Raw genomic sequence first — 24,251 nt, 5'->3', positions numbered from 1 at the left:
CCATGGGCACGATAACTTACCTAGCCGACAAGCTAGTCAACCTGGTATCCAACATGGGTACGGGGCGCGATAAGTCGGCTTCCTCGACCTATGCCCCTGTCTTTATGACGGATGAGCAGGCTATCCATGCCTACCGAGGCTCATGGATGGCTCGCAAGACTATCGATATCCCAGCCTATGACTCAACCCGAAAATGGCGAGGGTGGCAGGCTGATAAAGATCAGATTGGCCTGATTGAAGCGGAAGAGAAGCGACTAGGCATCAAGCACAAGCTCCTAGAGGCCCAGATCAAGGCTCGTTTATTTGGAGGTGCTGCGGTATTCATTGGTACCGGTGAGCGTGACACAAGTCAGCCGCTCAATCCTGAGCGAATAGGGAAGGGTGGCATCAAGTACCTGAGCGTGATGACGCGCCGGCAACTATCTCCTACCGAGATAGAACAGGACGTCCAGTCTGAATACTTCGGCAGACCTAAGGCTTACCGGTTGCAAAACAGCGCGATCGATATTCACCCGTCCCGCCTGATTATCTTTGTGGGTGCCAAGCTACCTGATCAGGAGCTGGTAACCGGCAATGAATATGGTTGGGGAGATTCAGTTCTGACCGCCATCCTTGAGTCGGTTAAGCAGGCTGACGCCACGATGGCTAACGTTGCCAGCATGGTTTTTGAAGCCAAGGTCGATGTGATTCGCATCCCCGGTTTTATGGATGGCCTTGCCGACAAGCAATACGAAAAGCTTGTGCTGGAGCGGCTTAGTCTCGCAGCGACGGCCAAGGGTATTAACGGCACGCTCTTACTGGACAAGGAAGAGGAGTACGAGACCAAGACGGCTAACTTCGGAACGCTTCCAGACATCATGGATCGCTTCCTTCAACAGGTATGCGCCGCCTCGGATATCCCAGCTACTCGCTACCTGAGCCAAGCCCCAGCTGGGATGAATGCTAGCGGGGAAAGTGATCTCGCAAATTATTACGATCGCATCCAGTCCAGCCAAGAGCTTGATCTGTCTCCAGCCATGGCAGTGTTCGATGAGTGCCTGATCAGGTCCGCCTTGGGTAGTCGTCCTGCAGAGATCTACTACACATGGCGGCTGCTCTGGCAGATCAAGGCAACCGATAAGGCCACGATAGGCAAGACCACCGCCGACATGATTAAGGTTCTTACGGATACCAAGCTCTTTCCAGAGGAAGCGCTGAGCAAGGCAGCCCAGACGATGCTGGTTGAGCAGGACGTAGTGCCTGGGCTTGAGACGGCGATGGCTGATTACGCCGCCAGTACACCTGAAGGTGAAGAAGAGGAATTACCTTCAAACACCCAGCAGACCTTATCTGATGCAGCACCGCGCACGCTTTATGTGTCCCGCAAGGTAACCAACGGCGAGGAAATACTTGCATGGGCTAGGTCGCAGGGATTTATCAAGACCCTGACAGCTGATGACCTGCACGTAACGATTGCCTATAGCCGTGATGCGCTTGACTGGATGAAGGTTGGTGATGACTGGGCAAGCAATAGCGACGGTACATTGACCGTATCTGCTGGTGGTGCACGTCTGGTTGAACCGCTTGGGGACCAAGGGGCAGTCGTTCTGCTGTTCAACAGTTCTGAGTTGTCTTGGCGTCACATGTCAATCCGAGAGGCGGGCGCCTCATGGGATTACGAAGAATACCAACCGCATATCACCATCACATATGAGCCGGGCGAAGTGGATTTGAAAGCGATTGAGCCCTACAGAGGCAAGATTGAGTTTGGTCCCGAGGTATTCGAAGAGCTCAACTTAGACTGGAAACCGTCAGAGGAATAGCAATGGAAACCTTTACCCAGCCCAAAATTACCGGTTATCGCCAACTCAACGAGGAAGAGGCGGCCTTGATGAATGAGATCAAGGCTAAGGGCGTAGAGCTAGGCGAGCTTGTCGAAAAGCTTAGGCAATGCCAAGGGCTAGATGCTCGCTGGATCAGTATCGGTGCAACTGATTTGCAAACTGGACTGATGGCTTTGACTAGGGCGGTCGCACAACCTACGAGCTTCTGATATGCGAGTAAAAATCGGTGACACCTGGTACAGCGCTGAAGATCAGTGGTTATGCGTAGAGCTCAGCGAATCAGAACTTGAATACGTTCAGTCGCAAGACCCCAACCAATGGACCAATCGCAGGCTAGCTGCTGGAGAGGCAGAGGATCCTGAAGCTCTGCGCACATGGATGCGGAAGGGCTAGCCAATGCCTGTTAAAAAATAATGAATTAAGGCCGCCACTGAGCGGCCTTTTTCTTGGGTGAAAGAATGAACCTTACAGACTCCGTAACGGTGTCCAGCGTACGCAGGACTGCCGATGGATACCTTGTGGCCGATGCAAAAGTGGCCCGAGTCGGTATTCAGGAATATCTGGGCTCAGAAGTGGGCAAGCCTGAGATGCCGATCGTCCGGGTTTATCGCCCTGCTGAGTCGGTATTCCACCAGGACGCGATGAAATCCTACGCCTACCGGCCCATGACCAACGATCACCCAGGCGAAAGCGTCAGCGCTGATAACTGGAAGGATCACGCGATCGGGCAAACCGGTGGCGAGGTCATGCGTGATGGCGACTTTGTTCGCGTACCCCTCGTGCTGATGGATGGCAAGGCTATCCGGGACTACGAGGCGGGCAAGTGCGAACTGTCGATGGGCTACGGCGCTGAAGTCATCTTCCAGGATGGCGAGACCCCGGACGGCCAGAAATACGACGCCTATTTAGGCCCCATGAAGATGAATCACCTTGCGTTAGTTGACCGCGCCCGTGGAGGCGTGCAGCTGCGTATCGGCGATAACAAAACCCAAACCCCAAAAGGAGGCCATGACATGGCTGATCAACTGCGCACGGTCATTGTAGATGGCCTGTCCGTTCAAACCACTGACCAGGGCGCTCAGGCAATCGAGAAGCTGACCAAGCAGCTCAGCGATGCCGCGACCAATACCCAGAAGCTGGCTGATTCTCATGCCGTGGCTCTGGCTGCCAAAGACGACCAGCTGAGCAAACTTCAAGCCGCTCTGGATGATGCCAAAGCTAAGGTGCTGAGCGATGCCCAGATCGATGCTCGTGTGAAAGAGCGTGCTGACCTGATCGCCACGGCCAAGACTATTGCTGACGCTGATTATTCCGGCAAATCCGATGCCGAGATCCGCAAGGCTGTAGTTGTTGCCAAGTTTGGCGATGCTGCCATTGCTGGTCAGCCAGAAATCTACGTTCAGGCCCGCTTCGATCTGTTGGTTGAAGACGCTGCCAAGCAAGATCCCGTCCGCAGCCACTTCCAGGCGCAGGACAGCAAGACAAACATCAACGACAACGGGCAGAGCGCTTACGAGACTCGCCTGACTACTGCCTGGAAATAAGGAGGCTCGACCATGCCTATCCAAACTAGCTACTCCGAAAATATCCGCGCTGGCGTGCCGGGTGCCATCGTAGACATGATTCCGAAGACGCTCATCTCTCGCACAGTTGAGGATGCTGCCGGTATCGCATTCGGCCTACCTGTTTATCAAGGCGCTGCTGACAAGGGTGTAACTGCCACAGCCGGTACAGCTGCTGACTTTGTTGGCTTTACCGTTCTGGACCGCTCCGTTGCTGTTGACAGCCAGTTCAGCCAGTACGAATCGGCCCGGATCATGACCAAGGGTGCTATCTGGATTACCGCTCCGGCCGCTGTAGCTGCTGGCGATGCTGTTGTGATCGGCGGTGTAACTATTCCGGATGCTCGTTACGACACAAGCGCCGCTGCTAACCAAATCGTTCAAGTCCGTCTGGGCTAATAGGAGTAAACATGGCTTTTAAACTTCTGGACGCCCAGGCCGCACTTGGCTTTGTCACGTCCCAAACCAGCTACATCGAGCGTCAGGTGAACGAGACCGTTTACCCTGATATCCAGTATCCGCAGTTGGTGCCGGTTGATACCTCAGCTAACCCTTGGGCCAAGACGGTTACCTATTACTCTGCCGACAAATACGGCAAAGCAGACTGGATCAATGGCAATTCCGATGACATCCCAATGGCTGGCACTGAGATGGCCCGTAACGAAACTGCGGTTTATACCGCGGGTATCGGTTATGGTTACGGCCTGGAAGAGATCAGCCAAGCGCAGATGCTGGGCCTGAATCTGCCGGCGCAGGACGCTCTGGCTGCTCGTCGCGCCTACGAAGAGATGGTTGATCGTGTCGCTATCTATGGTGATACCTCAAAAGGCTTCTACGGCCTGATCAATGCTCCGTCTGTAACCGCTGGTACTGCTGTTACTGGTAACTGGGAAACCGCGACACCTGCTCAGATCCTGGCTGATATTAACTCTGAGCTGATCGGTCAGTACAACGCGACACTGAATACGGCTATGGCTGACACATTGCTGCTTCCCTATGGCCGCTGGCTGCTGCTGACTACTCGCATGGTTAGCGATCTGGCGACTGAGACGCTGTTCAGCTGGATCACGCGCAATAACGCCTACACCGCTGCAACTGGCCAACCTTTGAAGATCCGCGCTATTCGTGGCCTGGATACAGCAGGCGCAGGCGGTACCGCTCGGATGGTTGCCTATCGCCGCGATCCTTCTGTTGTGAAGATCCATATCCCCATGGTTCACCGCTTCCTTCCAGCATTCCAGGCCGGCCCGATCCGCTGGGAAGTACCGGGTATCTTCCGTTTGGGTGGCGTGGATATTCGCCAGCCGCTGCTCTTCTCCTATACGGACGGGATCTGAATCATGGCTAAAGTGACCAACACTCACCGCGCTACCCCTATTGGTCTGGCAGGTATTCGCATCCTGCCCGGCCAGACAGCGGAAGTGGCGGATTGGGATAAGTTCAAGGACCGTCAGAGCATCAAGTATTACTTGGACGAGAAGATCCTTTCGGTCGGTGAGGCTGCTGCTCAGGTTCCCGATGAAGACTCTGAAAAAGAGGCTCTGATTGCTGAACTGAAGACCTACGGCATCGACGCCACTACTCGCAGCAAGGTTGAAACCCTGCGCGAGAAGCTGGAAGAAGCTAAGGCCAAGCAAGGCCAGTAATCCCTTCGGGCGGTTCGCCGCCCACTTATTCCTATACATCCATGGCGCATCAGGATTTTGGCATGGTCGCCTGAATACAATGGAGCTGGAAATGACCTACCCACGCCACCTCCCAGTATCTCTGGGGCCGGTATACGATCATCTGGAAGATAGAGACCGGTTTAGTGGGCTGATGACCACTGGCACGAGCATCTTCACCAAGCACCTGTTTGGTCGGATGAAGACTCAGCCAGCAGCCAATGCGATCACCTTTCACATGATCATTGAAGTCGAAACCGACTTCCTCGGGTTTCGAATCGGCATCCCGAACATTCATACAGCCGCGGTAACCGGCGTCAAAGCATGTGTAGGAGTGGTTGCAGCAGTTCCTGCCGCCGACTACCAGGTCTTCACTACTCCTGAAGCCAGCGAATGGGTAGACGTCACTTGGAACAACGGCGCGGCGACAGTTGACCTGCCGATGCGGATAGCGGAAGAGCGTTATAGCTTGCCCTGGTCAGACATGATCTACCTTCCCAGCATCGCTCGGACGGACTCGGCATCAGGTCGGCCATTGATCATGGTTCGTATCGAGTATCCAGCAGGCTCTACGCTGACTACTCCATACAATGACCTGTACTACTGGCGAGGCGCTTCGGCTCCCCGGATTTACCGCAGCACCAACCAGGAGGTTCAGGGTGTAACGAATAAGGCGACGTTCACCCAGAACAACATTGTTACCTCTGGCGGAGATGCCAAGGCCGTCGTACCAGCAATTCAGTACATGACGACCAAGCGCGGTCATCAAGTGATGATCATGGGCGACAGTATCCAAGAGGGGCTAGGCGGCAACGTCAGGGACTATGGAGCCATCCAGCGTACCTGTTATGAATTGAGCACTCCTGAGCGGCCAATTGAATACTTCAATGCAGCGCTACACGCACAGGCGCCTGACCTGTATAGCCGGATGATTGAAGACCACATCGACATGGTTAGACCTACGGTGCTGAGCTATGCACCTTGGTCGGGTAACGATGTGGCAGCCAATACAGGAATGACTGTAGCGGCTCAACGCCGATATAAGGCAGCACTTGGGAGGGTCTATGCAGCGCTACAGCAGCGCAACATGCGACCAATCATCTTCTTCCCTGAGGCTACTCCGGTTAACACCAGCTACCGCAATGTCGGGGCTAACGACCAGGTCCGCCGTGACTACAACGCCAAATTCTTACCGGGTGTCGTGAACGGGGTGGTATTCAAAGGGTATGCCGCTGCTATCACAGGCGATCGAGACGCGGCAGGCCAGGACCAGATCAAGACAGGCTTTACCGGCGACAACGTCCATCCGAATGATGCTGGCTACGACGCCTTGAAAGAAATCGTAAAGCCTTACTTCAAGCGCCTACTGGCGTTACTTCCATAACGAAAGGGCTGAAACCATGGTTCAGTTTTACGGAACGGTAGAGGGGGCAGATGCCTACCATACCGACATGGGTAATTCAGCCTGGACGGGTGATAACGCAGCTAAATCGGCTGCGTTGCTCCGGGCCTCCGTCTATATCGACGGACGTTATCGTAAGCAGCTTTCATCTGGCCGCTGGGAATCTATGTTCCCCGGCAGCAAGACGGCAGCAAGGGGGCAGGAGCGGGAATGGCCTCGCACAGGCGCTACTGACTACGACGGCAACCCCATCCCTGATGACGAGGTTCCGGTTGAGGTCGAGTACGCCACGTATGAAGCCGCTATTCGCGAGCTGTCATCCCCAGGCAGCCTGAGCCCTGACTTTGTCGCAGCTGCTGCGATTAAGCGCGAGAAGGTTGGGCCTATTGATACGGAGTACGCGGTGTCGGCCGACGGCGGTTCTGCTGACTCGGTGCGTCCTGTGATCACCGTAATAGACGAGATCATCGCGCCTGTTCTGGTGGCTCGCTACGATCTACCTGGAGTGATGGTGGTATGACCGAAGCCGAGATCCTGCGCAATATTGAAGGACTTGAACCAAGACTTCAGCGCGCCTACCTGGATCAAATACGCTCGGTCGTTGATGCAGCCACTATTGCAGAGATCGAAAGGCTTATAGAGCAGCAGGATGAGCGCGGCGTCAGCGAGTTGCTTTATCTAGGTGTCTTCGCTGCATTGATGGAGGCTAGTCGCGCCGCCTACATAGCTGGGGCTACATCGGAGAAGGTGAAACCGCCGCGCCCAGGTGCAAAGCCTATAGAGTTCGACGTCAACCAGCCCGAGGCCCAGGCCGACATCCAGAAGGGTGCAGCGGATCTGCTGGAAGAGATATCCAGTAACCAGCGTGAAGCCATTAGCGTGACGATGCGCGCTGGCCTGAATCGTGGACAGACGGCCAGAGAAATAGCGCTCGACATCATTGGCAGAGTGAATGCCCAGACCGGTAACCGGTCAGGCGGGGTGATAGGGCTTGCAGGCAATGATGCTCAGGCCATTGCTCGAGCCACAGAACAGCTCATGAGTGGCGATCTCGTTCAGCTCAGGCAGTACCTGACTCGCGCCGACAGAGATAAGCGGCTAGATGGCATCATTCATGAGTCAATCGAGACCGGCAAGCCAGTCAGCAAGGCTGACACCAAGCGCATCATCGGTCGGTATGCAGATCGTAAGCTTGAAGCAAGGGCTCAGATGATTGCTCAGTCTGAGGCTCACAAGGCTTATAACGCGGGCTGGAACAGGCTGTATGCCCAGCTACTTCAGCAGGATGTGCCGCCTGAGTCAGTCGAAAAGATTTGGCGGAGCAAGGGTGACGACAAGGTTCGCCATACCCACGCACTGCTGAATGGTCAGCGAGTGCCATTCAATCAGCCATTCCAGTCGCCTAAAGGGGCTCAAATGATGTTCCCTGGCGATGATTCAATGGGTGCTGGTTGGGATGAGTTAGCCCACTGCCGTTGCACTGTCTCCTACCGCGTAAAGCGCGCACCTAAAGAGTAAACCTCATGGCGGATATCTATGATCGCGGCAAAGCCTTGGCTATCCGCATGCTGGCCCCGCGCTCGAAAGGCGGCAAGGGGCTGGAGATGACTCTGATCAAGACGACTGAGGCTGAATACAACCCTGATACCAGTACCTATGAAGGCGGTACCGTTGAGTATCAAGGCTCAGCTCTACGTGACAACTACGCCGAAGAGGACATCGATAACACGAATATCCTCACGGAGGACGTGAAATTCATTATCTCGCCGGTCCAGCTGGATGGGTCTGATATGCCCCGAATCTCAGACGGCGATCAGATAGTCTTCAATGGCGACACTTACGGCGTAGTTAATGTCTCCACATGGAATTTCGCAGGCCTGACAGTTGGTTTTGAAGTTCAGGCAAGGAGCTAAGTATGCCTCGCGGATCACACATGACTACTCGCTACGGCGGCTTGAATGGCAGCTTCTCTCTGCAGATTGAAGAATTCCAGAAGAAGGCGCTAGAGGCGATAGGGCAGACATTCAAAGATGTCGTTATCCAAGTGGGTGAAACCCTTATCAACCTTTCTCCCGTAGATACCGGAAGGTTTAAGGCCAACTGGCACGCCTCTCTGGATCGCGTTGAGTCAGCCACATTTGACGATTATGACAAAGGGGGGGATGAAACCATTGCCTCTCTGATTGCGGCCTTCAATGACCTACAGCCAGGGCAGACGGTTTACATCGTGAACAACCTGCCATACGCGATCCCTTTGGAGTATGGACACAGCCAGCGAGCGCCTGGGGGGATCGTTCGAATAACGGTCGCCCGTTTCCAGGCGATCGTTAGGGATGCAGCAACTAGAAACAAGGTTTAGCTAACATGCGCCCATCGTTGTCTATTTACTATTTTAGTGATTGCTTTACGGCCAACACCAAATATCGCAGCAATGTCCTTATGGTAGCTTCCCTCGCTAGCCATTCTTCGAATCTCGATAACTTGAGCTTCAGTTAAGACAGCGCTGTTGACTGCCTCGCCGCGAACGGATTCATAAAGTTTCGCGGTTACCGCGTGCCTGCAATTCTCGACGGCTGTACACCAAGCAAGGTTAGAGGCGGCATTGTTCTCCTTATTGCCGTCTAGATGATTGACTTGGGGAAGGCTCAAGGGATTAGAAATGAAGGCCATTGCAACCAGACGATGCACGTAAAACTTGTGCATTATCTGTCCGGAATAAAGGTGAACAGAGCAATAGCCTTGATTGTTTCTGGAAAAGGCTTTCAGCTTTCCGGGGATAAAACGTTTCTTGTCTGTACCCCAGCGGTTATTAACGAATCGATCAAGCGATCTGACGCGGCCAAGGTTTGAAACCTCATAGGAGGACTCAAGACTGGTAATTGGTTTCCAGACTTCTTGCATGATTACTCTCCATCACAGAGTAGACACCCCGATGTGATGCAGCAGGCCGGGGATGAAGCGGCTTTTCGGGAGCTACCCTAGCTGCACATTACTATTTTATAGGAATAACGCATGTCGCATCGCATTATTCGATCACTGCTGGAAGCACGCCTAGCTGCATGGGCCAAGACTAAGAATCTCCGAGTGGCGTACCAGAACGTGAGCTTCGATCCGGGTGACGCTGAGACCTACTTAACGACTGCCACGCTTCCCGCATTGACCGACAGCCTGACGCTCGCCGGGGATCATCGGGAATACACCGGCATCTTCCAGGTCAGCGTTGTGACGCCCGCAGGGAAGGGTGCTGGGGCAGGGGAAGCCTTGGCAGATGAGTTAGCGGCCCTGTATCCGCTTAATGATCGCTTGAGCAAAGACGGCTTTACTGTCCAGGTCATTACCCCTGTAGCCATGGCAAGAGCAATCCCGGGCGACAGTACATTTACCGTACCTACTTCCTTCACGTACCGCGCCGACACCAACTAATCGCCCGTTGGGCATCACCAAGACCCGCCAAGTGCGGGTTTTTTATTGACTGAAAACTGCCAACGGCAGAGAGGACTATTACATGAGCGTTACACTGATCAATGGCCTGACAGTGGATTTCTCGGCAGCCTTTGCCGATGAAGCGACTGTCACAGCCCTGACCAACGCAAACCCGGCTGTTGCGACAGCTGCCAATGACTTCGCTGACGGTGACGTTGTTCTGCTCGGAACTGGCTGGGAATACGCTAATGACCGCGCCTTCCGTGTAGACGATGCGAGCGCGACCGGCTTTACCCTTCCAGGCCTGAATACTGTAGATACCATGCGCTATCCATCCGGTGCTGGTGTTGGTACTGCCCGTCAGGTCTCTGAGTGGGTGCGTATCAGCCAGATTACAGCTCTGGCCTTTACTGGTGGCGATCAGAACTACTACCAGTACCAGTTCCTTGAATCCAAGGTTCAGAAGCAGATCCCAACCTTCAAGTCGGCCATGAGCTTCACGCTGACCATTCTGGATGACCCAACCCTGCCGTTCTACCAGTACCTCGAACAGGCTGACCAAGACGGTTTGATTCGTGTGGTTCGCTTCAACAACAGCGACGGCTCCACCAACATCTATCCGGTTTACGTCGGCTTCAACAACAACCCTGTCGGTGATATCAACACTGGCCGCACTGTAACTGCATCCTTTGCCCTGGCCGGTGAAGTTGTCCGGTACGCTCGCTGAGGTGATGAATGAGTAAGGTACTTTTCAAACTAGATCCCAACCCGACCTTTGATGCAATTGTTCCAATACCCTTGCACGGCGGGGGCTCGGCTAACGTCAAGATGAAGTTTAAGCATCGCCCAAAGGCTGAGCTGCAGCAATTCATCGAGGCCACCAAGGAAAGTCTTCTAGATGATCTAATCATAGAAATGGTAGTCGGCTGGGATCTTGAGGATGAGTTTACTCCTGAGAACATCAAGCGCCTTACAGAAAACTATGGCGGCTCCGGGTTGTTGGTATACAAGACCTACATCAATGAGCTGACTCAGGCATCACGTTTAAACTGATCGGCGCTGCTCGGGCGCTGTACCGGAAGCAGCCAAAGGCTTCTGATCTAGCGGCGTTCGGGCTTACACCTGACCTCCTGGGCAGCATCGATTACCCGTTATGGCCTGAGAATATGCAGGCCTTCCAAGTCTTCGAGGCCATGATGACGCAATGGCGTTGTGGCCCCGGAGGACCTACCGGCCTTGTGTACAGCGAGATCCCGGTTGTCATGCGGTATCTATCCATTCCTGAAGCAGACCATGGCGAAGTCTTCGACGCAGTACGCGTGATGGAGAGCGCCGCGCTTGAAGCCATTCACCAAGAGAAATAGCCATGGCAAATGATATTGCTTCCCTTGGCCTAAGGGTTGACTCAAGCGAAGTAGATAAGGGCACGGAAAGCCTAAAGCGGCTGGCAAGTGCAGGCGAAAAGGCTGAGGCGTCTTCCAAGAAAGTTAAGGATTCTGCTGAGCAGACAACCAAAACCTTCAAGGATCAGAAGGACGAGTTAGGACGGCTTCTTGCCTCCATTGACCCCGCTACCAGAGCACTGGATAAGCTGGACCAGCAGGAGCGCAAGCTTGCTCAGTTCCGATCGTCGAACAAGATCGACATCGACACCTACCGGCAATACAAGTCGGTGTTGGATCAAAGCCGCGAGGCAATATCCCGACAAGCTGATGCACTGAATCGAACTGGCAATACTGCCAAGCAGACGGCAAACGCACTGAGAGGCGTCCCCGCTCAGTTCACGGACATCGTTGTATCGCTACAGGGAGGCCAGCAGCCTTTACAGGTACTACTCCAGCAGGGCGGACAGCTTAAGGACATGTTCGGCGGGATTGGTCCTGCTGCGCGTGCTTTGGGTGGATACGTCGCTGGTCTGGTAAACCCGTTCACGGTAGCCGCGGCAGCTGCAGCAGCGCTTGCACTTGCCTATAAACAGGGCAGTGATGAGGGTTCAGCCTTCCAGCGTGCTCTGATTGTTACCGGCAATCAGTCGGGCCAGACCGCCGACAGCATGGCGAACCTTGCCAAGCAGGTTAGCTCGGTTACCGGAACTACCGGAGCGGCTGCGGATGCACTGACGCAGATTGTTGCCACCGGCAGGATTGCCAGCGACCAGTTCAAGAACATCGCTATCGCTGCGGTGGCGTTTGAGAGCGCTACCGGTCAAGCGGTAGAGGATACGGTTGCTCAGTTCCAGAAGCTGGCAGAAGATCCTGCCAAGGCCTCTGCTGAGCTTAACGAGCAGTACCATTACCTGACTGCTGCGGTTTATGAGCAGATTAGAGCCCTTCAGCAGCAGGGCGACACAGTAGGTGCGGCGAACCTTGCCGAGGAAACATACGCCAACGCACTGAAAGCGCGGGCGGATGCGGTCAAGCAGAATCTAGGCGCTATTGAGGGTGCCTGGAATAGCGTTAAGGGCGCGGCCAAGGCGGCATGGGATGCCATGCTTAACGTCGGTCGTGAACAGACGATTGACGAGCAGATTGCTTCTGTCCGGGCGGATCTTGAGAAAGCCGCCAACCAGAAGTCCAGAAGCTTCGTTGATCAGGCTCTGGGCCAGGGCGATTTCATCACGCCAGAAGCTCAGGCTGGCCTTAAGCTGCGCCTTCAGTTCCTGGAGCAGCAGAAGGCCACGCAGCAAGGTATTGCAGCGGCTCAGAAGCTGTCTGCTGAACAGAACGAAAAGGCTATTGCTGCCCAGCAGAAGATCGACACGATCACTCAATCCTCATTGAGCAAGGTTGAGCAGCGCAACAAGGCCATCACTGACTACAAGAAGCTTCTTGAGGACATCAGGAAGGTCAACCCGAACGACGAGCGCTTGAAGCAAAGCAACGTCGATCGGGTGATTGCCGACCTGAACGAGAAATACGCCGATCCGAAAGGGCCTAGGGCCAGAAAGCCAGCGGCCTATCAGGATGACGCAGCCACTCGCATGCTTCTGTCGCTCAAGGAGCAGGAAGCCACTCTACGAAACCAGCTCACCACCAACGAGAAGCTAACCACCTCTCAGCGTGCTCTGGCTCAGTTCGAGCAGCAAATAGCTGACCTCAAGACCAAGGGTACGCTAACCGCCCAGCAGAAAAGCCTCCAGGAGAATGAGCTGCAGATCAGGGCTCAGCTTGAGCAAAACGTAGCGCTTGAAGATGAGATCAAGAAGCGCGAACAGCTGACCAAGCTGCAAGCCTTCCAGCAGTCTCTTGAGGCCAGCAGGGCTCAGGAGCGCGAGGGGTACGCCGACCAACTGGCTGGCTCAACGCTAGGCCCAGAAGCACGGCAAAGGCTTCAGGCAGAGCAGAAGATCAGGCAGGACTATCAACGTCAGCTTGAACGGGCGGCGCGGGATCGCACCAATGGCTCTATAACTGAGGACACCTACCGGGCGGAGACCGAAGCGCTCAAGCAGAACCTGGACGAGCGTCTGGCAATGCAGCAGGAGTATTACTCCGCGCTGGATGAACTGAACGGCAATGCGGCGGTAGGCGCGCAACGTGCAATAAGCGAGTACAGCGAGCAAGCCAAAAACATAGCGGACCAGGCTCAGAACTTCGTAGGCGGAACGCTTGAGAATCTGACGACAGGCATCGCTGACAGCCTGACCGATGCAATCACCCACACCAAAGACCTTGGTGATGCGATGGCAAACCTGGGGGAGACGATCCTTACCCAGGTGGTTAGCTCATTGATTGAGATGGGCGCACGATACGCTATCAACGCCGCGCTGGAGGTGGCAGGGCTCACAACCGTGCAGACCGCCAAGGCTGCGCTGGGCGCTACGGCAGGGGCAGGCTATGCCGCTGCTGTGACAGGCCAGTCTACAGCTGAGGTTAACTTGGCCGCATTGAACGCCTTCGCTTCTACCGCGGCTATCCCTATCGTCGGTCCTGCATTGGCTCCAGCGGCAGCGGCCACGGCAGCGGCAGCCACGGCACCGTTTGCAGCAGCAGCGATTGCAGCAGCTTCCTCGGCTATTGCGGGAGCGGCCACTGGTGGGTTCTCCGAGGGCGGTTATACCGGTCCGGGTGGTAAGTACGACCCAGCCGGTATCGTCCACAAAGGCGAGGTGGTCTGGTCACAGGCTGACATTGCCCGGGCGGGCGGTGTGGCGACGGTTGAGTCACTGCGTAAAGGCTACGCGCCGAATGGCAATGCCGGGCTAGCTGGTACCGCTCCGGGCAAGTCAGGCGGTGGCGGCGTGGTAGTGAACCTTCACGAGGACGCCAACAAAGCTGGACAGGTTCAGCAGATCAACAATTCAGGCGGTGGCATGACCATGGACGTGTTCGTATCGAACATTCACCAAGGCGGTCAGGCTGCCAAGGCATTCGAGCAGACCTATGGACTTAGAAGGGTAGGACGATGACGGTTCTGGAGCAGTTTTACGCATCAGGCGGATCCGATGTAAAGATCGCCACTCTAGAGCTGTCCTGTCCTGCCTGGGAGAAGCCTGTCTATCTGTGTAAGGCCTATGAGGATGTGATGGCTGCAACCGAAACAGGGGAGGTTGTGACATACCAAGCCTGCGGTATGGATGTGGCCCTGCCCAAGCGGGACAACAGCGGGAATCAGACGCTGAACTTCGCCATTGATAACGTCACCGGCGAGTCTCAACAGCTGATCGATGAGGCCTTGGATACCAGACAGGTTATTAGTTTGGTGTTCAGGGTGTATCTGTCCAGCGATCTGTCCGGCCCGGCTGAGAAGCCTTACCGGATGAAGGTGAAGGGCGGGTATATACAGGGCGTCACCTCTCAGCTGTCCTCTGGCTATTACGACCTGTTGAACCTTGCATGGCCCCGCCGAAAGTACACCTTGGACTTCGCTCCTGGCCTACGGTACGTCTGATATGACCTTGAATGACTATTTCTCTGCCGTCTACCTGGACGGCGGGAGAGGCGAGGTTGTGGACGGTATCCAGCGGCTGGACTGTTGGGGGCTTGTCCGCGCAGTGAGGCATGAGGTCTATGGCCTCCCGCTTCTACCTAGCTGGGGGCATGTACGGCACACCATGGCTCGTGAGTTCACCAAAGCTGCTCATGAATGCACCGGCGCAATGGTTCCTTGTGAGCCAAGGGTAGGTGCAATCGTCTGCCTTTGGCGTGGAGCGATCTGTGTTCACGTAGGGTTGGTCGTTGACGTGGATGGACGCCTTCACGGTATGGAAATGCTTCAGACAGGTGTTTCCGTGAAGCCACTTAACAAGTTTCTTGAACGATATCCTAAAGCGAGCTTTCACTTTGATTAGCATTTACCCGAGCAAGCTTGAGGGCGAACCTCTAGAAAAGCATTACACCGAGTCGGTGATGACGCTTGATAAGTGGCTTTCGATCAACGTCAAGAGCTATGAACGCCGTACATCTCCGCCTATCAGCATCGAAATAAACGGATTACTGATTGATCCCGAACAGTGGGATTCGAAACTGTTTAGCCCAGAGGACGACGTTCGGATCTACCCTGAGCCAAAGGGCCTTGAGGCTGCAACTGTTGCTATTGTTGCGGCAGCTGCAGCTGCAGCGGTGGTGGCGGCGGTTATCTTCCTCCGGCCGAACGTCAAGACGCCAGGGTCATTCGATCAGCAGGGTAAAACACTCAACTTGGCCCGAAGCAAGGGCAACCAAGTCAAGATCGGCGATATCATCCGTGAGGCGGCAGGCAAGAACAGGATCTACCCTGACTACCTACTTCCTCCCCGTCACTACTTCGAGAACACCAGGATTCAGTGGGCTGAACTGCTGCTATGCGTGGGAGTAGGTGAGTTCCAGATTGACCCCGGCGCGGTAAAGGTCGGTGAGACATCCCTTGCATCCCTGGGTAATACCGCTTCCTACAAGATCTTTGGCCCAGGCCAAGACCTTTCCGGCGAGACGGCAGCGGACTGGTGGCATCCATCCACTGAGGTTGGATCCACAAGCACCGGCGGCGCGGGCCTTACGCTCAAGTCAACGTTTGCCATTGATGAGCAGCCCACGGCAGATACCTTCCTGTTCTCTGGTTATCAGATAAGCGTTCCTACCGGCGCGGGCTGGTTTCCTATCGGCTGGCAGCCCGGCCTGATTGCCCGAGTAGAGGTGATGTACCCCTACACCTATACAAGCCCAGGCAACGGTGGGGCAACGATCATCAGCGGACCTCATGTCGCCATGATCAACCCCTATGTGGGCATGCCCATCGAAATCACCGGAGATAATGCAGGCTCCTACGTGGTAGCCAGTTATCAGCCATTTGAGGAAGGCGGGTTAGGGGAGGACGACACACCGGCCACGATGACGCTCAACTATGCGAGCGGCGCACCGGCCAACGGCCTACAGACCGGCAACCTATACAGCTGCATCGGTCATCAGGGATTACGTTATCGTATAACGTCAGTTTCTGATGATGCAGTCAGTGATGACGATCCAAAGACTGAAAATCATGGCCCATCCACTATTACGGTGGAGCGCCTGACGGCTACAGGTACGGCGGATGACGAGTGGCCTGGGTTTGATACCTTCAACAGCGCGACACCCGTCATAACGCTGGATGCTTCCACGATTGAGGGTGACTGGGCGGGCCCTTTCGCGGCGTGTCCAGAGGATGAAGTCACCAATACCCTGGAGATCGACGTCTTCTTCCCGCAGGGCTTGGTTAACTTCAATACCAAGAAGGGCACCAAGAACCCGTTTTCATGCACCATTGAATTGCAATACAGAGACATGGCAACTCTTGGGGCATGGCAATCGGTACGCTTCAGATATACCAATAACACCTCTGATCAGCTTGGTTATACCGAGCGCGTCAATCTGCCTTCATCCATCCGGGCAGAGGTCAGAATGAGGCGTATAGGTCAGGAATCGACCTCTACCGACAAGTATGACCGCGTGCAGTGGTATGCCTTAAAGGCCCGCCTGAATAAAGCTCCTAAAGCTTACCAAGGCGTTACGGTGATGACTGTTTACATCCGTGGCGGCGATCAGCTATCGGCTCAGTCTGAAAGTCAGGTTTCGGTAGTCGCTACTCGTAAACTGCCTAGGCTCATAGGAGGGAGCTGGACAAAGCCAGTCGCTACTCGGGATATCGTCCCTTGGGTTGGGTATGTCGCCAAATCCATAGGCTATGTCGATGATGACTTCGACCTGGATGAACTGGAGCGGCTTGGAAAGGTTTGGAGCGATCGTCGTGATTACTTCGACTATGCCGTTGAGGACAGCAGCACGGTCAAGGAATGCATCAGTGATGCGCTGACAGCAGGCTTTGCTGAATTCACCCTTGAACGCGGCAAGCTCAAGCCGGTGCGGGATGAGCCTAGAAGTGTGTATGGGCAGATGTACTCACCCCAGAACATGACCGAGGCGCTCAAGCGCAGCTTTACGCTTCCATCTCCTGATGATTACGACGGGGTGGACATCAAGTACACCGACGAGAAGACCTACGCAGACGAGACTGTTAAGTGCCGTCTGCCTGGGGATGAGGGGAATACGGTCAAGGAGATCACTCTTAACGGCGTGACCAACCGAGACCGAGCATGGCGGATAGGGATGCGGCGGCGCAGGGAATATGCCTACCGCACCAAGAGCTATAACTTCTCCACGGAACTGGCTGCGCTCAATAGCGGGTATCTGAGCTATGACGTGGTGGCGGATGACGTTCCTGGTTATGCCCAGAGCGCGATCCTGGAAGACTTCATGGCAATTGACGGCATGAGTGTGCTGGTGAGTTCTGAACCGCTTCAGTGGCAGGAAGATCAGCAGCATGTGGTTCTGCTGCGTCGCCCGAATGGATCCACCAGCGGCCCATGGCCTGCATCCAAGCTGGACGATTACCGGATGACCATTGGTGATCTGGACTTCGTTCCCGATACCAGCTGGGAGATTGATCCGCCTCATCTGCTGTTCGGCACCATGAAGCGTTCCGGCTACCCCGTTCTGATTACTTCAATTGAACCAGGCGAATACACCGCTGATGTAGAGGCGGTCGGTTATGACGAACGCGTCTATGCCGATGACAACAACGTCGCGCCGGAGGACGCATGATCACATACCCAAAGGAGTTGCCCAGGCCGTTACAGGATGGGTATGAGCTACAGACCGCAAGTCCAAAGGTTGAGACCTCTTTCCAAAGCGGACGCACGATCGAAAGACGGGCATTCACTTCGGTTCCAACCCAGGCGTCGGTCAAGTGGCTGATGACCGAATCGCAGGCCAGATACTTCGAGGCCTGGTTTGAAGAGGTCCTGGTATCCGGTACCAAGTGGTTTGAGTGCGAGCTATCCACTCCGCTGGGGTTTGCGCCCTATACCGCACGGATCAGAGGGATGTATGACGGTCCCGTCCAAATAACAAAAGGATGGTGGCAGTTCACCGCAACCCTTGAATTGAGAAAGCGGCCGATCCTGCAGCCGGGATGGGTTATCTACGCACCGCAGTACATCCTGCTCGCTAACGTATTCGACAAAGCCATGAATCAGGAATGGCCGGAAAGCCGGTATCAGACCTACATGCCCGAGTTCGATCAATCGCAAAACAGAGAGTGGCCTCCTCAGGCCTGACCTAACCTAAACCCCGTTTAAGACACGGCCCCACGGACGCTGTGGGCCTTCGCTCGTCTGGAGAAAATTGCATGGCTTTTAATACTCGCAACCCTGTTGGGTCCACAGACCCCCGAGACCTTTACGATAACGCTGCTAACTTCGACAAACTCGCAAACGGAGTAGACCCGTTTTATACAGACCGTCTTGGCAAGTTGCGTCATTCCTTTACTGGCATGGAAGAAGATTTCAACAATGCTCAAGATGGGAGGCAAGAAGCTTTTGAGGATGGCGAGAAGCAAAGAAATGCTGCTTTTTACAGTGGTGAGAATCAACGAAATACTGCTTTTACACTTTCCCAGCAGAGCCAAGAAGACAGATTTCAAGCGTTTCTCGAATCCAGTGGATATCAAGATCTCGGCATTTATAAGGCTGGGATAGTGCTTGATGCACTGAATAAGACATTCAGTTATAACGGCTTTTATTATCACCTAAAGGGCGGGGTTGCGCTCCCATACACCACTACTGGCGTGTGGGCGGACGAGTCAGAAAATTTCGTTTTGCTTGGTGATGATATTCTTAGGCAGGACATCGCAAGCACTTCAGGCAACAAAGGTGCGTATATAACGGGCTACCGATCTCGCACCGTAGGTGCCCGTCTCGATGACTCTCCAAGCGCCAAGGACTACACGTCATCTGGTCTTGCAGCTTTACTAGATACGCCTACTTTAGTTGTGATGCCTGACGGGTATCAAAATGCTGCTCTACCCGACACGTATGACGCGCTTCTGGACTACACAGGTCAGAAGGTCCCTTTACTAAATCCCTACGGGGAGGATGGCATAAGCGATCTGATGCAGGTCAAGCGCTTAATGCGCGGACAGATCGAGGCAAGTCATGTTGGTTCCTCTCGCGGTGTAGTCGGCATTGAAGGTTATGCAAGGGGGAGTGGTGCGAATGGCCCCGGCAATGCCGACTACGCCCTCATGATGACCCTCCAAAAGAAGGGATTTAGCGATGGTACTGCGGCTGTCGGCGAAATAGACGGTATGCAAATGGTCATAAGGCAGGGAGGTAAAGACTCAGATGTCTGTGCTGGTCTTTTCAACGTTGCGCATTATGGCACTGGGTTTAACGCGATCTTCGAAGGGCAGACATCTCGTATAGATCCGGCTAACAGTACTATTACCAAGCAGATGCAAACTCAGATTGGCTTGGTTGGGAACTCTGAAGCTGACAAGAATGGTATTGCAGTTGGCTTTCATGCAGTGGCAAACACAGGCGTTCTAGATGAAGGTATTCGGATCTCTGATGCCGGTGGAGTATGGAACTACTTTTTTAGGGGTGTACGTGGTGGCGTGACAACTTTTTTGGTCGACTCGTATGGTCAGATGACACTAGCAGATGCTACCGGAAACACTAAAACAATCGGCGTTGACCAAAACTCGTTTCGTATTTTAAACCACGCGAAAGACAAGCAACTGCTGGTTCTAGCCGATACCGGCCTGATGACCTTGAATGGTCAAATGGTAGCCGCTGAGTACCGGGTCAATAACGTCAAGGTTGTAGGGGGTAGAGACACCGGCTGGGGCGCAATGACTGGCACGGCATCAAAGGCTGCCATCACAACATATGAACCAACAGCGGCGGCCTCAACATACACACAGACTCAAATGCAGAACCTGATGACAGCAGTCCAGGTTCTATCTCGCCGTGTTATGGCGATGGACTCGATGCTTCGTACGCATGGGCTAACGGATTAAGGAATAGATATGGACGAGATACATCAGCTCAAGCGCAACAATATCCTGCTTCAACTTCAATACTTAGAACAGCAGAGACATCTTAATGCGCTTCAAACTGAAAAGCTGGAAGGAATGCTGAAAGGGCTTGATGAAGAAAAAGCCTCACAAGAGGCTTCTGATGCTGCAGAATCAATTGGCAACTTTGCATAGAGAAGGCCCCTCTAACTGGGGCCCCTATGTTACGGACGCAGGGCGCGGCGCTCTTTCCATCCGTGATTTATATAATGCTGTGCCGGATCTACACCCGCAGCTAGTAAATCTGGGTTCGCTGCCAAATACAGCTGAGGGTCAAAGTTTTCAGGAACTTCCTTGGGCGCTTCGTTGAAGCGGCGCAGGCGAGATTCCTGGATGAATTGCTGGGGAATTTCACGCCCGACATATTGGTTCTTAACAACTTCGCCTGTGATGATATTGGACAGTTCGCGGAAAACGATATTTCCGTAGAACGGATCCGAATGCATCGGGATATAGTAGGCGCAGTCTTCAAAGAAATAATGCGTCACCTGGGACCAGCGGGTCTTCTGCTGATTCTGGTGTTTGATACCACCATGCAGAAGATTGGATAGCCAGATCAGGCTTTGGCCCTTCTTAGCCCTAAAATACTGTGGCTGTACGCCATGCGCCTCAACCAAAGCGTTCCACATTGGTTCATATGCGGCTTGGGTAATCTTGGTGTCGGAGTCAACGGCACAAATACCAATATGCTCGTTAGTATAGATTGGCCACTTGTGACTGCCAGGGTAATAAACCAGCGGGCCAGCATCCTCATCGATATCTTCCAGCGCAGTCCATACGCCGCACATAAAGCGTTCTGGCGTTGAACTGAAGTGTACGGAATCAGTGTGGAATGGCTGCTGAGTGCCTACCGGGAAGTTAAGAGTTTGGAAAGGCCAAGCCTTGCGACCGAAGAGAGTGGAAAGCAGATCCATAACCTTTTGGTTAGTAGCAATGCTCCGTACGTCTTCATTGGTCTCCCAGGCATTCATCAAGCGCAGGGAAGCATTTCTTTCGAAACCTACCTCGTGCCAGAACTTCCAATCGTATTGGTCATGCAGATCTCGTTTTATACGCTCTGCACGCGCCTCTATTTCCTCGTCAGGAAAGTCGATGACAGCAAAGCCGTTTTCGTTCAGTTCGTGAGCTATGTTCTTAGTCCACTCATCAATAGATGGGTCGGCAAAGATCTTTTGAAAAAAGGGACTCTCTACCGAAGGCACCCCAGGTAGAGGATTTGAGAACTGCGTTGTCATTTATGTGATCTCGCTCAAGAGTGCTATAGCGCTGCGGATTGTAGCAAAAGATCAGGTCAATACATAAAATCTGTTAACTGGGACACCTTTTGACTGTTAGGGTACGGTTTTTAAACCGCTTCTTATAATGACGTCCCTGCAGTCATTGATAGCTTGCTGATAATTGAGCATGTCTATCCCGTTTAAATTCCAGGGGGTTCTGGGGTAGCTCAATCGTTACTGAGGCGATAGCTAGATCCCAGCAGGTTGTCCATTCCTGTTGAATTTCTTCTGACGCATCCTCCCAGCAGATACCCTTGGCGGCCTCAAAGGAAGATTTCATTTTCAGTAGTCTTTCTGTGTTCATGGCTCCCTCGTGCCTTGTAATAGCGCTGTCACAGTAGACGATCGAGTATGAAATAAAGCTGAACACGTCCTCACTTTTCAAGTTCTCTCGCCATTAACGATTCTTCCAATGAGAATCAAATCAAAGTGCTGCCCATCCTTCCGCGTTAGCCTCATCCGATCGACCGAGCCATATAGCCCAGCGTTTCGCTCGTGGAATTCCAGGCGGCCGTTCGGATCTCTCCGGACAACACCATGATCCTCGTTCAGGTTGTAGAACTCGAACGCTGACTGTTCGACGATCCCGGCCAGCTTGCCGTTCGTATCCCTGAGTTCGTAGATGCCGCCTTTGAGGAAGTCGGGCGAATAAGTAGCCAATGCCTCAGCCGCCCACAACTTTGCCGAGTCGATGACCTCCATCATGTCTTGCCAGCGATCTTTAGTGATTGCCTGGGTACTTAACAGCCGGTCGGCCACATCTTTCATGTAAGAGGTATGGTGTTCAGGTAGGCGCACAAGGGCGTGCTGGTCGTTAGCCAGTCTTTCCCATTCGGCAATTGAAGTGCTCATCAATTTTGCGCGAGATACCCCGTACTTCTAGTTCGGGGAGGGATAGCGCGGCACGCAAAGCGTGCCCCTGTTCTCGCTTCCTCTTAGTGGCTATTTGCTATCTCACATTAAATTGAGTATTTGTAAGGCATGACTAAACGCGCCTACAAATACTGTTTCTACCCAACGACCGAACAAGCGGAACTGCTTGCGAAGACGTTTGGTTGCGTGCGTTTGGTCTACAACAAGGTGCTTAACTGGCGCACCAAAGCGTTCTACAAAGAGCAGCAGAAGATTGGTTACACCGCTGCCAGCGCACACCTGACCGCCATCAAGAAAAAGCCGGAACTGGCGTTTCTGAATGAGGTTTCTTGCGTACCCTTGCAGCAGTGCTTGCGCCACCAGCAGGCCGCGTTCAAGAACTTCTTTGAAGGTCGCGCTAAATACCCAGCCTTCAAGAAAAAGCGAAACCACCAATCGGCTGAGTTCACGGCCTCGGCCTTTAAGTATCAGGACGGAAAGTTGTACCTTGCCAAAAGCAAGATGCCGCTTAATGTTCGTTGGAGTCGTGACCTGCCGTCCGCACCGTCCACTGTGACAATTTCCAGGGATGCAGCGGGCCGCTACTTCGTGTCGTGCCTGTGCGAGTTTGAACCTCAAGCCCTGCCCGTTACGCCGAAAATGGTCGGCATCGACATGGGTCTTAAGGACCTGTTTGTCACGTCCGAGGGTGAGCGTATTGCCAATGCCCGTCATACAGGCCGGTATGCTGCAAGGCTTGCACTGGCACAGCGCCGCCTGAGCCGTAAAAAGCTCGGTTCTGCCAATCGCGCCAAGGCTCGCCAGAAGGTTGCGCGCATTCACGCTAAAATCTCCGATTGCCGACTCGACGGCTTACACAAGCTGTCACGCAGACTGATTAACGAAAACCAAGTGGTCTGTGTCGAAAACCTTGCCGTAAAAAACATGATTCGCAATCCCAAGCTAAGCAAGGCAATAGCCGACGCTGGCTGGGGCGAACTAACCCGGCAATTCGAATACAAGGGCGCATGGGCAGGTAGGCAAGTGGTCGCTATTGACCGCTGGTATCCCAGTTCAAAGCGTTGTTCGTCTTGCGGGTACATAATGGATTCAATGCCCCTTAACATCCGCTCGTGGGTTTGCCCTGAATGCAAGGCAGAACATGACCGCGATGTTAATGCCGCCATTAATATCAAAGCTGCCGGACTGGCAGTGTTAGCCCTTGGAGAGAATGTAAGCAGCATAGGTCAAGTACCTATGTCCTGTTCTCGTTGAATTGGGAATCCCCGTCCTTTAGGGCGGGGAGCAGTCAAAAGAGGGTCCGTTCTACTGAGGATGCATACAGTAGTCGGAAAGAGGGAGGGTGGCTAGTGGGCACCTGCTAGGTGGAGGTCATCCCTTGAATCGTTATCTTTCATAACTATATGGTTCCGGTCCGCAATTATTTTGGACCCATTGATGCCGTTGGGCTGGAGAGGGTCAAAATTTATGTGTTTGCGGACCGGAAATAGGGCTGAAACCCGCATGAATGCTGGTTTTGTCTCGGGACTTAAAATCCCTCGGAGGAAACTCCGTGCCGGTTCGATTCCGGCTCCGGGCACCAGTTGTAATAAGGGCTTGACTTGATTGGTCAGGCCCTTATTTTTTTAGGCAAGGTCTGGCTGCTTTATAGTGGCAATCGGCCTACTATCTGCTCAAACATTCTTTTATTCGTGAAGTAACCCTTTGAAAAGCGCCAGGCAATGGGCTTTCCTTCGTCTGTTTTCAATGTAATTGAAAACACCGTTGAATCTAGCGCCCTTGCTAACAACGCGTAGTCTTTCAGGCTTATTCTTACAATCGGTATGTCTGGAATGATCACGGCAAGTCGATCCCGCTTT

The 24,251-nt window shown here is 53.8% G+C and carries 27 protein-coding genes; 23 read left to right on the top strand and 4 right to left on the bottom strand.

Going from position 1 to position 24,251, the window contains the following annotated elements:
- Positions 1-2 precede the first annotated feature (2 nt).
- From HMPREF1487_RS00320 to HMPREF1487_RS00265, 11 genes are all read left to right on the top strand, one after another.
- Positions 3-1,802, top strand: a complete 1,800-nt coding sequence (locus HMPREF1487_RS00320; protein WP_010794592.1) for an anti-CBASS protein Acb1 family protein — start codon at positions 3-5, stop codon at positions 1,800-1,802.
- 2 nt (positions 1,803-1,804) lie between these two features.
- Entirely contained in the window at positions 1,805-2,032 is a 228-nt protein-coding gene (locus tag HMPREF1487_RS00315) for an Acb2/Tad1 domain-containing protein (RefSeq protein ID WP_010794591.1), read from the top strand.
- Between the two features lie 249 nt (positions 2,033-2,281).
- Positions 2,282-3,367, top strand: coding sequence for a DUF2213 domain-containing protein (locus HMPREF1487_RS00305; protein WP_010794589.1), 1,086 nt, complete (start codon positions 2,282-2,284; stop codon positions 3,365-3,367).
- Between the two features lie 12 nt (positions 3,368-3,379).
- On the top strand, positions 3,380-3,784 hold the full coding sequence (locus HMPREF1487_RS00300; protein ID WP_010794588.1) for a structural cement protein Gp24: 405 nt from the start codon (positions 3,380-3,382) through the stop codon (positions 3,782-3,784).
- Positions 3,785-3,795: 11 nt separating this feature from the next.
- A complete protein-coding gene (locus HMPREF1487_RS00295; protein ID WP_010794587.1) occupies positions 3,796-4,722 on the top strand; it encodes a DUF2184 domain-containing protein in 927 nt (308 codons plus the stop codon).
- A 3-nt stretch (positions 4,723-4,725) separates the two neighbouring features.
- Complete coding sequence (locus HMPREF1487_RS00290; protein ID WP_010794586.1) at positions 4,726-5,031, top strand: hypothetical protein; 306 nt, start codon at positions 4,726-4,728, stop codon at positions 5,029-5,031.
- A gap of 91 nt (positions 5,032-5,122) precedes the next feature.
- Positions 5,123-6,433, top strand: a complete 1,311-nt coding sequence (locus HMPREF1487_RS00285) for an SGNH/GDSL hydrolase family protein (protein ID WP_010794585.1) — start codon at positions 5,123-5,125, stop codon at positions 6,431-6,433.
- A gap of 16 nt (positions 6,434-6,449) precedes the next feature.
- On the top strand, positions 6,450-6,971 hold the full coding sequence (locus HMPREF1487_RS00280; protein ID WP_010794584.1) for a DnaT-like ssDNA-binding protein: 522 nt from the start codon (positions 6,450-6,452) through the stop codon (positions 6,969-6,971).
- Positions 6,968-7,969, top strand: a complete 1,002-nt coding sequence (locus HMPREF1487_RS00275; protein ID WP_010794583.1) for a phage minor head protein — start codon at positions 6,968-6,970, stop codon at positions 7,967-7,969. Before HMPREF1487_RS00280 ends, HMPREF1487_RS00275 begins: the two co-directional genes overlap by 4 nt.
- A gap of 5 nt (positions 7,970-7,974) precedes the next feature.
- Entirely contained in the window at positions 7,975-8,364 is a 390-nt protein-coding gene (locus HMPREF1487_RS00270; protein ID WP_010794582.1) for a hypothetical protein, read from the top strand.
- 2 nt (positions 8,365-8,366) lie between these two features.
- Positions 8,367-8,810, top strand: a complete 444-nt coding sequence (locus HMPREF1487_RS00265) for an HK97 gp10 family phage protein (RefSeq protein ID WP_010794581.1) — start codon at positions 8,367-8,369, stop codon at positions 8,808-8,810.
- On the opposite strand, the gene HMPREF1487_RS00260 is transcribed toward HMPREF1487_RS00265, so the two are convergent.
- The gene (locus tag HMPREF1487_RS00260) at positions 8,807-9,352 is read right to left on the bottom strand and encodes an NUMOD4 domain-containing protein (protein WP_010794580.1); all 546 of its coding nucleotides are present in this window, start codon (positions 9,350-9,352) and stop codon (positions 8,807-8,809) included. The two genes, HMPREF1487_RS00265 and HMPREF1487_RS00260, sit on opposite strands and share 4 nt — an antisense overlap.
- A 111-nt stretch (positions 9,353-9,463) precedes the next feature.
- Between HMPREF1487_RS00260 and HMPREF1487_RS00255 the strand changes: the two genes are divergently transcribed.
- From HMPREF1487_RS00255 to HMPREF1487_RS00205, 11 genes are all read left to right on the top strand, one after another.
- On the top strand, positions 9,464-9,874 hold the full coding sequence (locus HMPREF1487_RS00255; protein WP_010794579.1) for a phage tail terminator-like protein: 411 nt from the start codon (positions 9,464-9,466) through the stop codon (positions 9,872-9,874).
- Positions 9,875-9,956: 82 nt separating this feature from the next.
- Positions 9,957-10,601 (top strand): phage tail protein, encoded by a 645-nt coding sequence (locus HMPREF1487_RS00250; protein WP_010794578.1) that lies wholly within the window; start codon positions 9,957-9,959, stop codon positions 10,599-10,601.
- An 8-nt stretch (positions 10,602-10,609) separates the two neighbouring features.
- Entirely contained in the window at positions 10,610-10,927 is a 318-nt protein-coding gene (locus HMPREF1487_RS00245; protein ID WP_010794577.1) for a phage tail assembly chaperone, read from the top strand.
- Positions 10,912-11,238, top strand: a complete 327-nt coding sequence (locus HMPREF1487_RS00240; RefSeq protein WP_313323663.1) for a DUF1799 domain-containing protein — start codon at positions 10,912-10,914, stop codon at positions 11,236-11,238. Before HMPREF1487_RS00245 ends, HMPREF1487_RS00240 begins: the two co-directional genes overlap by 16 nt.
- A 2-nt stretch (positions 11,239-11,240) precedes the next feature.
- On the top strand, positions 11,241-14,282 hold the full coding sequence (locus HMPREF1487_RS00235; RefSeq protein WP_010794575.1) for a phage tail length tape measure family protein: 3,042 nt from the start codon (positions 11,241-11,243) through the stop codon (positions 14,280-14,282).
- On the top strand, positions 14,279-14,764 hold the full coding sequence (locus HMPREF1487_RS00230; RefSeq protein ID WP_010794574.1) for a DUF1833 family protein: 486 nt from the start codon (positions 14,279-14,281) through the stop codon (positions 14,762-14,764). The genes HMPREF1487_RS00235 and HMPREF1487_RS00230 overlap by 4 nt, the downstream gene beginning before the upstream one ends.
- Position 14,765: 1 nt before the next feature.
- On the top strand, positions 14,766-15,164 hold the full coding sequence (locus HMPREF1487_RS00225; RefSeq protein WP_010794573.1) for a hypothetical protein: 399 nt from the start codon (positions 14,766-14,768) through the stop codon (positions 15,162-15,164).
- The gene (locus tag HMPREF1487_RS00220) at positions 15,157-17,928 is read left to right on the top strand and encodes a host specificity factor TipJ family phage tail protein (RefSeq protein WP_010794572.1); all 2,772 of its coding nucleotides are present in this window, start codon (positions 15,157-15,159) and stop codon (positions 17,926-17,928) included. Before HMPREF1487_RS00225 ends, HMPREF1487_RS00220 begins: the two co-directional genes overlap by 8 nt.
- Entirely contained in the window at positions 17,925-18,443 is a 519-nt protein-coding gene (locus HMPREF1487_RS00215; RefSeq protein WP_010794571.1) for a hypothetical protein, read from the top strand. The genes HMPREF1487_RS00220 and HMPREF1487_RS00215 overlap by 4 nt, the downstream gene beginning before the upstream one ends.
- Before the next feature lie 71 nt (positions 18,444-18,514).
- On the top strand, positions 18,515-20,185 hold the full coding sequence (locus HMPREF1487_RS26195) for a hypothetical protein (protein ID WP_010794570.1): 1,671 nt from the start codon (positions 18,515-18,517) through the stop codon (positions 20,183-20,185).
- A gap of 9 nt (positions 20,186-20,194) precedes the next feature.
- Entirely contained in the window at positions 20,195-20,377 is a 183-nt protein-coding gene (locus HMPREF1487_RS00205; protein WP_010794569.1) for a hypothetical protein, read from the top strand.
- 29 nt (positions 20,378-20,406) lie between these two features.
- Here HMPREF1487_RS00205 and HMPREF1487_RS00200 read toward each other — a convergent pair whose 3' ends face one another.
- From HMPREF1487_RS00200 to HMPREF1487_RS00190, 3 genes are all read right to left on the bottom strand, one after another.
- Positions 20,407-21,477, bottom strand: coding sequence for a phytanoyl-CoA dioxygenase family protein (locus HMPREF1487_RS00200; RefSeq protein WP_010794568.1), 1,071 nt, complete (start codon positions 21,475-21,477; stop codon positions 20,407-20,409).
- 142 nt (positions 21,478-21,619) lie between these two features.
- Positions 21,620-21,823 carry a hypothetical protein gene (locus tag HMPREF1487_RS00195; RefSeq protein WP_010794567.1) on the bottom strand — a complete coding sequence of 68 codons (204 nt, stop codon included), beginning with the start codon at positions 21,821-21,823 and terminating at the stop codon, positions 21,620-21,622.
- A 77-nt stretch (positions 21,824-21,900) separates the two neighbouring features.
- Positions 21,901-22,371 (bottom strand): hypothetical protein, encoded by a 471-nt coding sequence (locus HMPREF1487_RS00190; RefSeq protein WP_010794566.1) that lies wholly within the window; start codon positions 22,369-22,371, stop codon positions 21,901-21,903.
- A 129-nt stretch (positions 22,372-22,500) separates the two neighbouring features.
- On the opposite strand from HMPREF1487_RS00190, the gene HMPREF1487_RS00185 reads away from it, so the two are divergent.
- Complete coding sequence (locus HMPREF1487_RS00185; protein ID WP_010794565.1) at positions 22,501-23,646, top strand: RNA-guided endonuclease InsQ/TnpB family protein; 1,146 nt, start codon at positions 22,501-22,503, stop codon at positions 23,644-23,646.
- Positions 23,647-24,251 lie beyond the last annotated feature (605 nt).

It is taken from the genome of Pseudomonas sp. HPB0071, from assembly GCF_000478505.2.
GTDB lineage: Bacteria > Pseudomonadota > Gammaproteobacteria > Pseudomonadales > Pseudomonadaceae > Chryseomonas > Chryseomonas luteola.
The sequence above is the reverse complement of the archived record's forward strand: the minus strand, read 5'-3'. Positions and strand labels throughout refer to the sequence as shown.